Raw genomic sequence first — 15,200 nt, 5'->3', positions numbered from 1 at the left:
GAAAGCGAGGTGACAGGAGTGGAAGATCAGCACAAAGAAGAAATGGTAGATGAGGAAGTAGAAAACGAAGAAACTGAAAATGTGGAAGAAGTAACAGTAGAGGATGTTTCTGTTGAGGAAAAAGAAGATAGCCAGCAACTAGATTCTCTTCAATCTGAGCTCGAAAAGGTGAAAAAGGAAAAAGATGAGCTTTATCAAAAGATGCTTAGAGCTCAAGCTGATTTTGACAATTACAAGCGCCGTTCAAAAAAAGAGCGTGAAAACGACTTAAAATATAAATCTCAAGACGTTGTGACAGAGATATTACCTGTCTTAGATAATTTTGAGAGAGCATTAAAGACCGCGGTTGAAGATGAAGGTGTAAAATCCTTTGTTGACGGAGTAAATATGGTGTATAACCAGCTTGTTACAGCCTTGGAGAAAGCGGGAGTAGAAGAAATTGAAGCAGATGGAAAACCATTCGACCCTCAATTTCACCAAGCCGTTATGCAAGAATCTGATGAAGAAAAAGAATCAAACACCGTTACCGAAGTATTACAAAAAGGATATCTGTTAAAGGATCGTGTAATCCGTCCGGCAATGGTAAAAGTAAATCAGTAAGACTTACATAAAGAAATAAAGGAGGAACATGAACCATGAGTAAAATAATAGGTATTGACTTAGGGACAACAAACTCATGTATCGCTGTAATGGAAGGCGATGAATCAAAAGTAATTCCAAATCCTGAAGGTAATCGTACAACACCATCTGTTGTAGCATTTAAAAATGGTGAAAGACAAGTTGGGGAAGTAGCAAAGCGTCAAGCAATTACAAACCCTAATACCATTCAGTCTATTAAACGTCACATGGGTACGGACTATAAAGTGGAAATTGAAGGTAAAGAATATACACCTCAAGAAATTTCAGCTATTATTCTACAACACCTTAAATCTTCAGCTGAAGATTATCTAGGTGAAACAGTTGAAAAGGCAGTTATTACAGTACCTGCTTACTTCAATGATGCAGAACGTCAAGCAACTAAAGATGCAGGTAAAATTGCAGGACTTGAAGTTGAAAGAATTATTAACGAGCCAACTGCAGCTGCACTTGCTTACGGTATTAACAAGGATGAAGATCAAACTGTACTAGTTTATGACCTTGGTGGAGGAACATTTGACGTTTCTATCCTTGATATTGGCGATGGTACTTTTGAGGTTGTTTCAACTGCTGGTGACAACCGTCTAGGTGGAGATGACTTTGACCAAGTAATCATCGATCATATGGTTTCTGAATTTAAAAAAGAAAATGGCATTGACTTATCCAAAGATAAGATGGCCCTTCAGCGCTTAAAAGACGCTGCTGAAAAAGCGAAGAAAGACTTATCTGGTGTTACTCAAACGCAAATTTCACTACCATTTATTACAGCAGGTGAAGCAGGCCCATTACACTTAGAGATGAATCTAACTCGTGCTAAATTTGAAGAGCTTTCATCTGATTTAGTAGAACGTACAATGGGACCTACACGTAAGGCGCTTCAAGATGCTAGCTTAAGTGCAGGTGAAATTGACCATGTTATTCTAGTAGGTGGTTCAACTCGTATTCCAGCCGTTCAAGAAGCCATTCGTAAAGAAATTGGTAAAGATCCTTCTAAGGGTGTAAACCCAGATGAGGTTGTTGCACTTGGTGCGGCTATCCAAGGTGGAGTTTTACAAGGTGATGTACAAGACGTTGTATTATTAGACGTAACACCATTATCTCTAGGGATCGAAACAATGGGTGGAGTAACAACAAAATTAATTGAACGTAACACAACTATTCCAACAAGTCATTCACAAGTTTTCTCAACTGCAGCCGATAATCAAACAGCCGTTGACATTCACGTCTTACAAGGGGAACGTGAAATGGCTCAAGATAACAAAACATTAGGCCGTTTCCAATTAACAGATATCCCACCTGCACCACGTGGAGTACCACAAATCGAGGTATCCTTTGATATTGATGCTAACGGTATTGTGAACGTTCGTGCGAAGGATATGGGTACAAACAAAGAGCAATCCATCACCATTAAGTCTTCTTCTGGTTTATCTGATGAAGAGGTAGACAAAATGGTAAAAGAAGCAGAAGAAAATGCTGAAGCAGATAAAAAGCGTCGTGAGCAAATCGACCTTCGTAACGAAGCAGATCAGCTAATCTTTACTACCGATAAAACCATTAAAGACTTAGGTGAACAAGTCTCTGATGATGAAAAAGCAAAAGCTGAGGAAGCGAAAGAAGCATTACAAAAAGCACTTGAAGGTGAAGACTTCGAAGATATTAAAGCGAAGAAAGAAGCTTTAGAAGAGCAAGTACAAAATCTATCTGTAAAGCTTTATGAACAAGCTCAACAACAAGCACAAGCTCAGGCAGGTGCTGAGGGTGCTGGCCAAGGTGCTAATGGCGGCGGAGACGATGTTGTAGACGCAGACTATGAAGAAGTAAATGATGACCAACAAAACAAGTAAGGTTGTCAAAATACGATAAGCAATGAGTGAAACAAAAAAAGTCAAAGTCAGGGGATATCTTGGCTTTGACTTTTTTACTAGAAAACCACTAAATTGGTTCGTTCACCATTGCACATGAATAATTACTAATGTTATGATAATCTTTATGTGATAAGATTCGGGAGAGTGATGGGCAAGTGAGTAAAAGAGACTATTATGAAGTACTTGGAGTATCCAAGGACGCTTCTAAAGATGAAATCAAAAAATCATATCGTAAGCTTGCACGGAAATATCACCCGGATGTAAGTAAAGAACCGGATGCAGCTGATAAATTTAAAGAGGTAAAGGAAGCTTACGAGGTCCTAAGTGACCAACAAAAGCGAGCGCAATATGATCAATTTGGTCATGCAGGCGCAAATGCAGGTGGCCAAGGCTTTGGTGGATTTGGTGCAGAAGACTTTGGTGGATTCGGAGACATTTTTGATATGTTCTTTGGCGGCGGTGGAAGACGTCGTGATCCAAATGCACCAAGAAAAGGTGCAGACCTGCAGTATACGATGGATCTAGAATTTGAAGAAGCCATTTTCGGTAAAGAAACAGACATAAAGATACCAAAAGAAGAAACATGCGAAACATGTAATGGTTCGGGAGCAAAAGCGGGCAGTAAGCCTGAAACATGCTCACACTGTCAAGGTTCGGGCCAACTAAATCAAGAGCAAAATACACCATTTGGCCGAATTGTCAATCGCCGTGTATGTCACTACTGTGAAGGAACTGGACAAATTGTGAAAGATAAATGCCGTACTTGTGGTGGCGCAGGTAAGGTGAAAAAACATAAGAAAATTCACATCAATATTCCTGCAGGTATTGATAACGGTCAACAAATCCGCGTAGCGGGGCAAGGTGAACCAGGCGTAAATGGTGGACCTTCTGGGGATTTATTTGTTGTTGCTCGCGTACGACCACATGAGTTCTTTGATCGTGAGGGCGATGATATCCACTGTGAATTACCGCTAACCTTTGCACAAGCAGCCTTAGGAGACGAAATTGAAGTCCCAACAGTTCATGGACGTGTAAAGTTAAAAATTCCTGCTGGCACCCAAACCGGAACACATTTCCGATTAAGAGGAAAAGGCGCACCTAACGTACATGGTCAAGGTAAGGGTGATCAGCATATTCGTGTTCGAGTGATGACTCCTAAGAAGCTAACGGATCGACAAAAGGAACTATTACGTGAATTTAATGAAATTGAAGGAAATGAGTCAACAGAAGAACAACAAGACAATATTTTTCAACGCATGAAAAGGGCTTTTAAGGGCGAAGAATAATAGTTTAGCTGAATGAGAATCGGCATAAGGTTGATGAAGATATTAAGATGAAGTGAGTTGATTCCAATGAAATGGTCAGAAGTCTGTATTCATACGACAAATGAAGCGATTGAACCTATCTCCAATATTCTACATGAGACAGGTGCAAGTGGTGTTGTGATTGAAGATGCTCTCGATTTAGTAAAGGACCATGATTCACTCTACGGAGAAGTGTTTGAACTAAATCCAGATGACTATCCAGACGAAGGGGTTTATGTGAAGGCCTATTTGCCTGTAAATAGCTTTCTTGGAGAAACGGTGGAACAAATCAAGCAAGCCATTACTAATCTTATTCAATTTGATATTGATATTGGGGCTAATAAGGTCACGATTAGTGAAATCAATGAACAAGAATGGGCAACTGCTTGGAAAAAGTACTACAAACCGGTAAAAATCTCTGAAAAAGTAACGATTATTCCAACTTGGGAAGACTATGAACCAGTTGAGAGTGATGAAATTATAATTGAGCTTGACCCTGGCATGGCTTTTGGTACGGGCACCCACCCAACTACAGTTTTAAGTTTACAAGCATTGGAACAACACATTCATAAAGATGATCTTGTCATTGATGTCGGTTCTGGTTCAGGTGTGTTAAGTATTGCATCCGTATTATTTGGTGCAAAGCAAGTCTATGCTTTTGATTTGGACGATATTGCGGTAAAGAGTACGACCATTAATGCAAAACTAAATCAAGTAAATGCACAAATCGAAGCACAGCAAAATGACCTCCTTAAAGGTGTGGAGGTAGAGGCTGATGTTGTAGTGTCCAATATATTAGCAGAGGTCATCGTACAGTTTACACATGACGCATTTGACCGTTTGAAGCCTGGTGGAATCTTTATTACATCTGGAATCATTCAAGGGAAAAAAGATGTCGTCAAGGAAAGCTTATTAGATGCTGGTTTTGAGATAGTAGAGAAAAACCAAATGGAAGATTGGATTTCATTTGTAGCTAAAAAACCATCATAAATGTGAAGGCAGGTAGGTATTGTGCAACGTTATTTTATACCTCAATCCGGATGGACAAACCAGCAAGTTGAGATCACAAATGATGATGCACATCATATATCAAAAGTGATGCGTATGAAACCAGAGGATCAAATTTATTGCTGCCATCCTGATGGAAAAACAGCCTTATGCGAAATAGAAGAAATAACCAATGGCAAAGTCATTTGTCATATTGTAGAATGGATAACTGAGCATAAGGAATTGCCAGTCCATATAACAATTGCCCAAGGCTTGCCTAAAGGTGACAAGCTTGATTTAATTGTTCAAAAAGGGACAGAATTAGGGGCATCTGCCTTCATTCCTTTTAATGGTGAGCGTTCGGTTGTGAAATGGGATGATAAAAAGGCAAATAAGAAGATCACTAGACTTTCCAAAATTGCTAAGGAAGCCAGTGAGCAGTCTCATCGAACGAAAATTCCCACTATACATGAACTCGAAAGTTTTTCAGGACTCTTGCAGAAAAGTGAAGCATTTGATCATTGTATCGTAGCGAGTGAGGTTGAAGCGAAGAAGGACACTCCTACCTACATAAGTGATTTGATAGAAGGTATTCAACCAGATGATCATGTGTTAGTTGTGATTGGACCTGAAGGCGGCTTTTCAGATCAAGAATTGGCTAAACTTGCTGAAAAAGGTTTTGGTTTTACCCGTTTTGGACCTAGAATATTACGTACCGAAACGGCCCCGCTGTATTTCCTAGCCGTTATGTCGTATCAATTTGAAGAACTGAGGTGAGCTAGAGTGACTACTGTAGCCTTTCATACATTAGGATGTAAAGTAAATCATTATGAAACTGAAGGTATCTGGAACCACTTTAAAGAGCAGGGCTATGAACGGGTTGATTTTGATCACAAGTCTGATGTTTATGTTATCAATACCTGTACAGTTACTAATACCGGCGATAAGAAAAGTCGTCAAACGATTAGACGGGCGATTCGTAAAAATCCGGATGCAGTCATTTGTGTAACGGGATGCTATGCCCAAACCTCTCCAGACGAAATCCTAGAGATTCCTGGTGTTGATGTCGTTGTAGGTACACAAGACCGGAAAAAAATGATTGACTATATTGAGCAATCTAAACAGGAACGCGGACCGATAAACGGTGTTGGTAAAATCATGAAGACTCGTGAATTTGAAGAAATGGATGTGCCTGTGTTTACAGACCGCACAAGAGCATCTCTTAAAATTCAAGAGGGCTGTAACAACTTCTGTACATTCTGTATTATTCCTTGGGCTCGTGGCTTACTCCGTTCACGTAAACCAGAAGATGTGATGAATCAAGCCCAACAGCTTGTAGATGCTGGTTATAAGGAGATTGTTCTAACCGGAATTCACACTGCTGGTTACGGCGAAGATATGAAGGATTATAACTTTGCTCAGCTTTTACGTGATTTGGAGAACAATATTAAGGGGCTTAAGAGAATACGTATTTCCTCTATTGAAGCAAGTCAAATAACTGATGAAGTAATTGAAGTGTTGGATCAATCCGAAAAAATTGTTCGCCACTTGCATATTCCACTTCAATCAGGATCAGACACGGTTTTAAAACGGATGCGTAGAAAATATACAACAGCGTTTTACAAACAAAAAATTGATAAAATTAAAAAGGCATTACCAGGTCTTGCGATTACATCAGATGTAATTGTAGGTTTCCCAGGTGAAACAGAGGAAGAATTTATGGAAACCTTTAATTTTATTAAAGAAATTGGCTATTCTGAACTGCACGTATTCCCTTACTCTAAACGTACAGGAACCCCAGCAGCAAGAATGAAGGACCAAGTAGATGATGATACGAAAAATGAGCGCGTTCATCGTTTAATCGAACTTTCCAATCAATTAGCCAAGGAATATGCCTCTAAGTATGAGGGTGAAGTATTAGAAGTTATACCAGAAGAGCATTCGAAAGAGGATCCGGATAGTAACATTTATGTGGGCTACACAGATAACTATCTAAAAGTGAAGCTCGAAGCAACGGAAGATATGATTGGTAAAATTGTTCGTGTGAAGATTACGAAAGCGGGTTATCCATATAATGAAGGACAATTTGTTCGCGTAATGGACGATGCAACAATGGATGAGGTTTCATTATCTTCTTAAGTCAGCGGAGGTTAACCAATATTTTTGGTTAACTTCTTTTTTTATACATAGCTGTATTCGTAAGCGTTTTTGTTTTTTATACTTTGCAGTAGATGTAAACTGCGACGTAGCCAAATTTAGACTATTCTGTACTGAATAATATGAGTGCATGGATACCGTTCCGGCAGAATACTTCGCTTTCCATGGGCACAGCCTCAGCCTCCTCGGAAGCAAAGACTGCTTCCTGCCGGGCCTTCACCACGCTTCCTCCCATAGGAGTCTCCGTATTCTGCCTCCACTATAGGAGTGTTCTGATTCTTGTGATTTTAAAAGCTATGGACATACAAAATGTTTCTCCTTCAAAATGAACAAAGTACTGTTTTTAGCGAAGTGTATTTCCAGAGCGATGGTTTAGCACTCATCTTATAGATCATTGGAAAAAAGTCACGCTAGAGATATGTCGCATTTTATATCTTCTATGTATTAGAAAAGAGAGTAATGATTTAATCGTAAGCTATAAGGAGAGGACTTTATATGACAACCAACCTCTATTTAGTCAGACATGCACATTCGACTTATACACCAGATGAGTTGGGTCGACCGTTGTCGGTACAAGGGTTGAAAGATGCGGAGACGGTTACGAAGCTATTAAAAAATGTTCAGGTAGATAAGGTGATATCAAGCCCCTATAAACGTGCGAAACAAACAGTTGAAGGTATAGCTGAACACATTGGGCAAGAGATAGAAATGATGGACGCCTTTAAGGAGAGAAGGTTAGCAGAAGAATCGGTTGAGGATTTTCATACAGCTATCGCTAAAGTTTGGGAGGATGAAACCTTTTCCTGGAAGGGTGGCGAGTCTAACCTTGTAGCTCAAAGAAGAGGTGTTGAAGCCATCCATCAACTATTAAAAAAATATAATGGCAAATCAATTGTTATCGGTACGCACGGAAACATCATGGTACTGATCATGAATTACTTTGATCAAAGCTATAACTTCAAATTTTGGCAAGAGCTAGAGATGCCTGATATTTATCAACTTACTTTTAATGAAGAGTTCTTGATTAGGGTGAGGAGAGTATGGGAAGGAAACTATTGAAAACCAAAGTATACAAGAATTTAAAGACTGTATACTTTGGTTATATAAAAGTATCATATATGTCGTTTATAGAAATATAACCATCCAACACCTAACAAGATTAAAAGCATCCCTGCAATGTAGTAAACGGTTGTTAAACTGTAAAATTCGATTATGATAAAGGAAATAAGAGGCCCTAGGGCGGCACCAATATCAACCACAATCGTATGGGCTGTAATAATCTTCACCCGGTCAGTTTGAGCGGCTGCACTGGCTGCCAGGGTATCAGTTGTTGTCACAAACATAGTAGAAAGCAATTGAAAGATCAGTAATGCTATGAGCAAAATAAAAAGTGATTGAAGGTTACCTAAAACGATAAACAAAAGACCCCCACCGAACAAGGGAATAAGTAATATCCTCAACATGGTTTTTGAGGCATCTAGCCATTTTCCAATGAGTGGTGCTACAAAAGGGTCCCATCCCCAACGAATTGCCTGAACGATACCAGCTAATGTAGCAGCGCCGATTGTCATTTGTAATAGATTCCATTCGTTCATATAAACGCGCTCGATCAATGGACTTAGGGTGGAAGCAAATAATCCAAACACAATAAAACCCATCGCAACCCCAGTCACTAAAACCATCACCACATATTTAGATACCCATTTACTCTTTGAGATAGTACTTGTCTCTTTGTTGTCCTCTTGATCTGTTCTCCTAGAAACAGGGACTAAGAACCAAACAGCTGGAATAGCTAAAACACCCAGTGCTCCAAATAGAGACGTAACAAAAAGAATGGAAGTTTGGTCAACCAGTAACCCCCCCGCTAACATCCCTACTAGCCCACCAATTCCCCACAGTCCATTATACAGTCCAACATATTGTCCTCGAGATTGATCATTTGCTACATCGATAACTGTTAGATAACCACCCAAACGAAGAAGAGACCACGCCACACCCCATAATGCTCTCATCAAGACCAGTAACCAAAAGTGCTGCAGAATGCCATAGGACATTGTGGTTAAAACAGTTAAACCTAAGGCGATTAAAACTCCTGTTCTTAATTGGAATTTTTGATAAAACATTCCAACTAAAGGGTTGATTGGCAAGCGAATAAAACGATTTATGGAAAGGAGTACTCCAATTTGCCAAAGAGCTCTGAGCCCAAAATCTTGCCAGTAAATAGGTAGTACAACGAAAAGCATAGAGTCACCCATGACAGCTATTGCCGTTATTAAGGCAATACCCACAACTCTCTTTTTTGCTGACATCATAAAATAAATATCCTCCAATTTTTGATTAAGGTTCATTTTACCATGGTTAAAGCAAAAGAATGAAAAAAGTTTTATAGTTAGTTAGTTTACATTTCTATTAAAATTACATTAGATTAATAGACATTTTTTCTAAACATGATAAAATTTTAATTAAGAGATATGAGGGGGAATTACAATGAAACCGTGGTTAAGAAAATTATCTGTCGTTCTTGTAACCGTTTTAACATTAGGGATATATACCCCTCCAATAACGCTAGATACGGATGCCTCAGCTGAAAGCAATGAAATTACCTCATCCAAAGCGAAAGTTAACGATGAGTCAACCATTGTCAATGAGAATCCAGTCATTGTAGATGACGACATTCAAGAAGATGAATCATCTGAAGACACTGCTGTTGAATCCATAAAAGAACTTGCGAAGGCTCAAGCTATTACTAAACTAGGTCCTAAAATCTTAACGCAGGTTGAAGATGAATTTACGAACTATATTTTACCGAATATCGAACAAGTATTAACTTCTATTATAACGGAGATGGGTGAGGAAGATGCTCATTATTTCGGTATAACGGAAGAGACAACAGCGGGCTATGGGGAAAGAATTTTTGATTTATACGATGTAAGGACCAACCAAGATATAGCTAGGTTCCATGTGCGTCGTGAGAATCGACCACAAGAGGGCTTTTGGTTTAATTTCCATTACCATTTACAAAAAGATAACTTTCAGAAACATTATAATTTAGGGGATATTTATTACGATAAAAATACACCACCTAAATGGATGTCTTAGGTTTCATAGTTGAGGGCTTTCTAGTTAGGAAAGCCCTCTTTTGACTCTTATGGTACATAGCATTTTCATTTAGGGAATGTTAATATTAAACCGGTACATAAAATGATAAATAAAGTAGGTGAAATTCATGAGCGAAGGTCTTGCAAAAAAAATTGATCACACACAATTAAAACCTGAAACTCAAAAGGAAAAAATTGATCAAATTTGCGATGAAGCGAAGCAGTATGAGTTTGCTTCTGTTTGTGTCAATCCATATTGGGTTTCATATTGCTATGAAAAACTCAAAAATACGCCTGTTAAGGTTTGTACAGTGATAGGATTTCCGCTTGGAGCTACAACTTCTGAGGTGAAGGCATTTGAAACAAAGAATGCAATAGAAAATGGGGCTGAAGAAGTGGACATGGTCATCAATGTTGGCGCGTTAAAGGATGGTGACGCTGACACCGTTCGGGCTGATATTGAAGCTGTTGTTAAAGAAGCACAAGGGAAGGCCTTGGTTAAAGTAATTATCGAAACGTCTCTACTAACAAATGATGAAAAAGTAAAAGCCTGTCAGCTAGCAAAAGAAGCTAAAGCTGATTATGTTAAAACATCTACCGGATTTTCAGGTGGCGGTGCTACTGTTGAAGACATTGAATTAATGCGTAAAACAGTTGGTCCAGAGATGGGAGTAAAAGCATCTGGCGGTGTCCGTGACGGTAAAGCAACAGATGATATGATCAAAGCAGGGGCAACACGTATTGGTGCTAGTGCAGGTGTTGCGATTGTAACTGGTGGAGAAGGTAACGAATCTTATTAACGAAATTATATACAGCCCTCATCCTTATTTGGATAGGGCTGTTTCCAATTTTATTAATATACGACTAAATTTTTTTACTGGTAAGCTTAATAAATGTTGCCAAAGGCTTAATAAAGGGTAAAAACAATAAACTAGTGATGATGTTGAATAGGACAGATGCATGAGCTAACTGTCTTCCAGGGATAGGCGTCACATTAACGACCAAATCTCCAAGCCAATGAATAAAAGGAATGAAACATAATACCCCTATAAGATTAATCCACACATGCGCATATGCTGTCCACTTGGCTTCTATTCTACTGCCAATAGAAGCTAAAATAGCTGTAAAACATGTCCCGATATTGGCCCCTAAAACCATAGCAATACCACTACTAAGATTTAATAGATTCTCATTCATAAAGCTCATAATCATGCCTGTAAATGCACTAGATGATTGAATAATGCCAGTAATTATGACTCCAAATAAGATACTATAACTGGTATTGGTACTAATCGTATATAATCCATTTTCAATGTAGGGAGTCCTTTGAATTGGCTCCACAAGACTCTCAAATCCATAGAGAGCAGTAAAAATGGTTCCTAAGCCAAATAATACACAGCCAATGGAAAAAATGACTTGCTTATGGATACACATAAGTATGAAACCAAGAATCAGGGTGGACCACATCAACCATAGATTAGAAAGAGCCATGATTTCTGCTGTAACAGTTGTCCCAACATTGGCTCCCAAAATAATCGCAATTGCATGAGTAAATGGAAGTAATCCTACCGATGTCAAACTTACGATTAGGACAATGGTCGTGGAACTGCTTTGTAAAACAGCTGTAATAGCGATGCCAATTAGAAATCCTTTGAGTGGATTGGAAGTGTGCTTCATGAGCCACATCTTCGTCTTGTGGTAGGATATTTGCTGTATACCTGTTTTTAATAGAATCATACCAAATAGAAAAATGCCAATATATACAATAAACATCGACCATATACTTTCCAATGTATTCACCTCAATACATTGTATGGACAAGTCGACTATTCATGTCCATATTTTTATTTTCTATGCATTTCTTATAGAATTGTTCGGTAAAAAGTTGACCATAGGCGTATATTTTAATATAATATGAAAAGATATGTATCACTCGGTACATGTCACCGAGATTGTTTTGTGTAGTTGGAGGGAGGGAAATAAGCATGTCAAATACTCGCGTACGTAAGAATGAGTCTCTTGAAGATGCACTTCGTCGCTTTAAACGTACAGTTTCTAAGAGCGGAACTTTATCTGAGTACCGTAAACGTGAATACTACGAAAAGCCAAGCGTAAGAAGAAAGAAGAAATCAGAGGCTGCAAGGAAGCGTAAAAAGTAAAAGAGGGTGTAGTATAAGTGACTTTGCTTGATCGTCTTAATCATGATATGAAGGAAGCAATGAGAAGTAAGGATAAACAAGCATTAGGTGTTATCCGTATGGTAAAAGCTTCGATTCAAAATGAAGCGATTAAATTGGGGAAAGACCAATTGACAGAGGACGAAGAATTGTCTGTGCTATCGCGCGAGTTAAAGCAAAGAAATGATTCCCTCCAAGAATTTGAAAATGCCGGCCGAGATGACTTAGTTGAAAAAACTAAGGATGAATTAAATGTTTTACAAAAATACATGCCTGAGCAGTTATCCGATGAAGAGTTAACCGAATTGGTTGTAGATACAATAAAAGCTGTCGGTGCCGAATCAAAATCTGACATGGGTAAAGTAATGGGTGCTTTAATGCCGAAAGTAAAAGGAAAAGCGGACGGCGGAAAAGTGAATCAACTCGTTATGGAACACTTATCGTAAAGAAAACCTGTCAGAGATAGGTCGGAATTGAAAAAGGTTGCCACTTTTGGCAGCCTTTTTTTCACATTTACCCAAGCTAGTTTACTGTGTACATAATCATCATCATTTTAATAGCCTTAATATTTTTTGAAACATTTTAATGGATCAAAACGTAAACGTTAATATGAGGCTAGAAAGGAGTGATAAGGGATGCCGAGATTCAAGTGGAGTCGGTTGATAACCGTTACTGCACTTCTACTAATACTATTTCCACTCTTCCAGACGCATGCCGAGGGCAATGGGGAAGGAAAAGTTGTTTACGTTATACCAGTGGAAGACAATGTTGAGCGTGGTTTGGCCGCTTTTTTAGAACGTAGTATCGAGGAAGCCCATAAAAGTGGAGCCGATCATATTATCTTTGAAATTAACACTCCAGGGGGAGCCGTTGCTGCTGCTGGTGAAATTGCTGATATTTTGCTAGACCTAGAAATTCCGAACACAGCATATGTTCTGAATGAAGCTTTATCTGCTGGTTCCTATATAGCCTTGAATGCCGATCAAATCTATATGAAGCCTACTGCAACCATGGGAGCATCTGGGGTTATTAATTCAGATGGAACAGCAGCTGATAAGAAAGCACAATCAGCATGGATAGCGGATATGACAGCTGCTGCAGAACATAATGGACGAGATCCTTTATATGCGCAGGCGATGGCAGATGCCTCTATTGATTTACCTGAATATCGGGCTGGGGAAGGGGAGTTTTTAACTCTTCGTGCCAACGAGGCCGTTGAGGTTCAATATGCAGAAGGAATCGCCGAAGAACGCACTGAATTGTTATCGATGCTAAACCTTGAAAATGCGCAAGTGCAGACTTCTGAACCTACATTAGCAGAACATATTGCTAGGTTTGTGACAAATCCTGTGGTCGTTCCGATTCTACTGTCTGTAGCCAGTCTTGGGTTTATTGTGGAGCTTTATTCTCCTGGCTTTGGCATACCTGGTGCAATGGGTTTGGCATCACTTATACTGTTTTTCTATGGGCATATGATAGCAGGACTCGCAGGCTTTGAAGCCCTTATATTATTAATAGCAGGTATAGTTTGTATTGCAATTGAATTTTTTGTGCCAGGAGGAATCCTTGGTATAATCGGTGTAGGTGCAATCCTTGTTTCTCTGTTTATGTCAGGTGCAGATTTAGGACATATGGCCATGAGTGTTAGCATTGCTATACTTGTTTCCATTATTGTATCTGTCATCTTATTTAAAAAGGTAGGTCTCGAAAAAGGACTGCTACGAAATATTATATTAAGCGAACGAACAACAACCGAAAAAGGGTTTGTTTCAACAATTAATCGATTAGAATTAATTGGATTAGTAGGGAAAACTCTAACCCCCTTACGCCCTTCAGGAACAGCTATTTTTGATGATGAAAGATTAGATGTGGTAACTGAGGGTGGATATATTCAGCAGGGGAAAGAGGTCAAAATTGTTAAAGTTGAAGGCTCTCGTATTGTAGTGAGAGAACAAATAGATTAAAGGAGGAAAAATCAATGGAATATGAAGCATTAATGCCAATCGTTTTTATTGGAATCATCATTATTGCTATTGCACTTTTATTTACCTTCATTCCAGTAACTCTCTGGATTAGTGCAATTGCAGCAGGAGTCAGAATCAATATTTTTTCTTTAGTAGGAATGCGTTTACGTAGAGTAGTTCCTAGAATGGTCATCAACCCTCTAATTAAAGCCCATAAAGCGGGTGTGGATGTTCACACAAATCAACTTGAAGGGCACTATTTAGCAGGTGGTAATGTTGACCGCGTCGTGAATGCACTAATTGCTGCACAAAGAGCTAACATTGAATTGAGTTTTGAACGTGCTGCAGCGATTGATTTGGCTGGGCGTGATGTGCTTGAAGCCGTTCAAATGAGTGTAAACCCTAAAGTTATCGAAACACCATTTATTGCGGGTATTGCAATGGATGGTATTGAAGTGAAAGCAAAGGCAAGAATTACAGTTCGTGCCAACATTGATCGATTAGTTGGGGGTGCTGGTGAAGAAACGATCATTGCCCGTGTTGGTGAAGGAATCGTTTCTACTATCGGTAGCTCTGATGCTCATACAAAGGTTCTGGAAAATCCTGATTTAATTTCACAAACTGTCCTATCTAAAGGTCTGGATTCTGGGACTGCTTTTGAGATTTTATCCATTGATATTGCAGACATTGATATTGGGAAGAACATTGGTGCAACCTTGCAAACAGATCAAGCTGAAGCAGATAAAAACATTGCGCAAGCGAAAGCCGAAGAACGTCGTGCAATGGCAGTTGCTCAAGAGCAAGAAATGGTTGCTCGCGTTCAAGAAATGCAGGCTAAAGTTGTGGAAGCTGAGGCTGAGGTACCACTTGCAATGGCTGAAGCTTTACGGTCAGGAAATATTGGTGTAATGGATTATCAAAATCTGAAAAATATAATGGCTGATACTGATATGAGAGACATGATTAGTAAATTAAGTAAGCATGAAGATGAAGATCATGAATAAGATGAATA

The 15,200-nt window shown here is 39.0% G+C and carries 15 protein-coding genes; 13 read left to right on the top strand and 2 right to left on the bottom strand.

The window, feature by feature from the left end:
* Positions 1-18: 18 nt before the first annotated feature.
* The 7 genes from grpE to GH754_RS09835 all read left to right on the top strand — a co-directional run bounded on the left by grpE (position 19) and on the right by GH754_RS09835 (position 8,008).
* Positions 19-600: a nucleotide exchange factor GrpE gene (gene grpE, locus GH754_RS09865; protein ID WP_323741955.1), complete on the top strand. Its 582-nt coding sequence runs from the start codon at positions 19-21 to the stop codon at positions 598-600.
* Positions 601-635: 35 nt separating this feature from the next.
* On the top strand, positions 636-2,480 hold the full coding sequence (gene dnaK, locus GH754_RS09860; RefSeq protein WP_153728541.1) for a molecular chaperone DnaK: 1,845 nt from the start codon (positions 636-638) through the stop codon (positions 2,478-2,480).
* A gap of 176 nt (positions 2,481-2,656) precedes the next feature.
* Positions 2,657-3,787 carry a molecular chaperone DnaJ gene (gene dnaJ / locus GH754_RS09855; RefSeq protein WP_323741954.1) on the top strand — a complete coding sequence of 377 codons (1,131 nt, stop codon included), beginning with the start codon at positions 2,657-2,659 and terminating at the stop codon, positions 3,785-3,787.
* 66 nt (positions 3,788-3,853) lie between these two features.
* Entirely contained in the window at positions 3,854-4,795 is a 942-nt protein-coding gene (prmA, locus tag GH754_RS09850) for a 50S ribosomal protein L11 methyltransferase (RefSeq protein ID WP_153728540.1), read from the top strand.
* A gap of 21 nt (positions 4,796-4,816) precedes the next feature.
* A complete protein-coding gene (locus tag GH754_RS09845) occupies positions 4,817-5,569 on the top strand; it encodes a 16S rRNA (uracil(1498)-N(3))-methyltransferase (RefSeq protein ID WP_323741953.1) in 753 nt (250 codons plus the stop codon).
* A 6-nt stretch (positions 5,570-5,575) separates the two neighbouring features.
* Positions 5,576-6,931: a tRNA (N(6)-L-threonylcarbamoyladenosine(37)-C(2))-methylthiotransferase MtaB gene (gene mtaB, locus GH754_RS09840; protein WP_323741952.1), complete on the top strand. Its 1,356-nt coding sequence runs from the start codon at positions 5,576-5,578 to the stop codon at positions 6,929-6,931.
* A 513-nt stretch (positions 6,932-7,444) separates the two neighbouring features.
* Positions 7,445-8,008 carry a histidine phosphatase family protein gene (locus GH754_RS09835; protein ID WP_153728539.1) on the top strand — a complete coding sequence of 188 codons (564 nt, stop codon included), beginning with the start codon at positions 7,445-7,447 and terminating at the stop codon, positions 8,006-8,008.
* A gap of 53 nt (positions 8,009-8,061) precedes the next feature.
* On the opposite strand, the gene GH754_RS09830 is transcribed toward GH754_RS09835, so the two are convergent.
* Positions 8,062-9,261 (bottom strand): MFS transporter, encoded by a 1,200-nt coding sequence (locus tag GH754_RS09830; protein ID WP_267206656.1) that lies wholly within the window; start codon positions 9,259-9,261, stop codon positions 8,062-8,064.
* Positions 9,262-9,436: 175 nt separating this feature from the next.
* Here GH754_RS09830 and GH754_RS09825 point away from each other — a divergent pair, with 175 nt between their 5' ends.
* Together GH754_RS09825 and deoC are read left to right on the top strand one after the other, a co-directional pair.
* Complete coding sequence (locus GH754_RS09825) at positions 9,437-10,048, top strand: YpjP family protein (RefSeq protein WP_153728537.1); 612 nt, start codon at positions 9,437-9,439, stop codon at positions 10,046-10,048.
* Positions 10,049-10,175: 127 nt separating this feature from the next.
* Positions 10,176-10,847: a deoxyribose-phosphate aldolase gene (gene deoC / locus GH754_RS09820; protein ID WP_153728536.1), complete on the top strand. Its 672-nt coding sequence runs from the start codon at positions 10,176-10,178 to the stop codon at positions 10,845-10,847.
* Positions 10,848-10,911: 64 nt separating this feature from the next.
* Here the strand turns inward: deoC and GH754_RS09815 are convergent, their stop codons facing one another.
* On the bottom strand, positions 10,912-11,838 hold the full coding sequence (locus tag GH754_RS09815) for a Na/Pi symporter (RefSeq protein WP_153728535.1): 927 nt from the start codon (positions 11,836-11,838) through the stop codon (positions 10,912-10,914).
* A 194-nt stretch (positions 11,839-12,032) separates the two neighbouring features.
* Between GH754_RS09815 and rpsU the strand changes: the two genes are divergently transcribed.
* The 4 genes from rpsU (at position 12,033) to floA (ending at position 15,192) form a co-directional block, all read left to right on the top strand.
* Complete coding sequence (rpsU, locus tag GH754_RS09810) at positions 12,033-12,206, top strand: 30S ribosomal protein S21 (protein ID WP_153728534.1); 174 nt, start codon at positions 12,033-12,035, stop codon at positions 12,204-12,206.
* Between the two features lie 17 nt (positions 12,207-12,223).
* The gene (locus GH754_RS09805; RefSeq protein WP_323741951.1) at positions 12,224-12,670 is read left to right on the top strand and encodes a GatB/YqeY domain-containing protein; all 447 of its coding nucleotides are present in this window, start codon (positions 12,224-12,226) and stop codon (positions 12,668-12,670) included.
* Positions 12,671-12,859: 189 nt separating this feature from the next.
* Complete coding sequence (locus tag GH754_RS09800) at positions 12,860-14,188, top strand: NfeD family protein (RefSeq protein WP_153728533.1); 1,329 nt, start codon at positions 12,860-12,862, stop codon at positions 14,186-14,188.
* Between the two features lie 14 nt (positions 14,189-14,202).
* Positions 14,203-15,192 carry a flotillin-like protein FloA gene (gene floA, locus GH754_RS09795; RefSeq protein ID WP_153728532.1) on the top strand — a complete coding sequence of 330 codons (990 nt, stop codon included), beginning with the start codon at positions 14,203-14,205 and terminating at the stop codon, positions 15,190-15,192.
* Positions 15,193-15,200: the final 8 nt, after the last annotated feature.

Source organism: Salinibacillus xinjiangensis, from assembly GCF_009649735.1.
Lineage (GTDB): Bacteria > Bacillota > Bacilli > Bacillales > Alkalibacillaceae > Salinibacillus > Salinibacillus xinjiangensis.
The sequence above is the reverse complement of the archived record's forward strand: the minus strand, read 5'-3'. Positions and strand labels throughout refer to the sequence as shown.

Coding starts and splice junctions, on each gene's coding strand:
- GH754_RS09825 (WP_153728537.1), top strand. CDS start 9,437: ATGAAACCGTGGTTAAGAAAATTATCTGTCGTTCTTGTAACCGTTTTA.
- GH754_RS09800 (WP_153728533.1), top strand. CDS start 12,860: ATGCCGAGATTCAAGTGGAGTCGGTTGATAACCGTTACTGCACTTCTA.
- dnaK (WP_153728541.1), top strand. CDS start 636: ATGAGTAAAATAATAGGTATTGACTTAGGGACAACAAACTCATGTATC.
- floA (WP_153728532.1), top strand. CDS start 14,203: ATGGAATATGAAGCATTAATGCCAATCGTTTTTATTGGAATCATCATT.
- rpsU (WP_153728534.1), top strand. CDS start 12,033: ATGTCAAATACTCGCGTACGTAAGAATGAGTCTCTTGAAGATGCACTT.
- GH754_RS09830 (WP_267206656.1), bottom strand. CDS start 9,261: ATGATGTCAGCAAAAAAGAGAGTTGTGGGTATTGCCTTAATAACGGCA.
- GH754_RS09835 (WP_153728539.1), top strand. CDS start 7,445: ATGACAACCAACCTCTATTTAGTCAGACATGCACATTCGACTTATACA.
- deoC (WP_153728536.1), top strand. CDS start 10,176: ATGAGCGAAGGTCTTGCAAAAAAAATTGATCACACACAATTAAAACCT.
- prmA (WP_153728540.1), top strand. CDS start 3,854: ATGAAATGGTCAGAAGTCTGTATTCATACGACAAATGAAGCGATTGAA.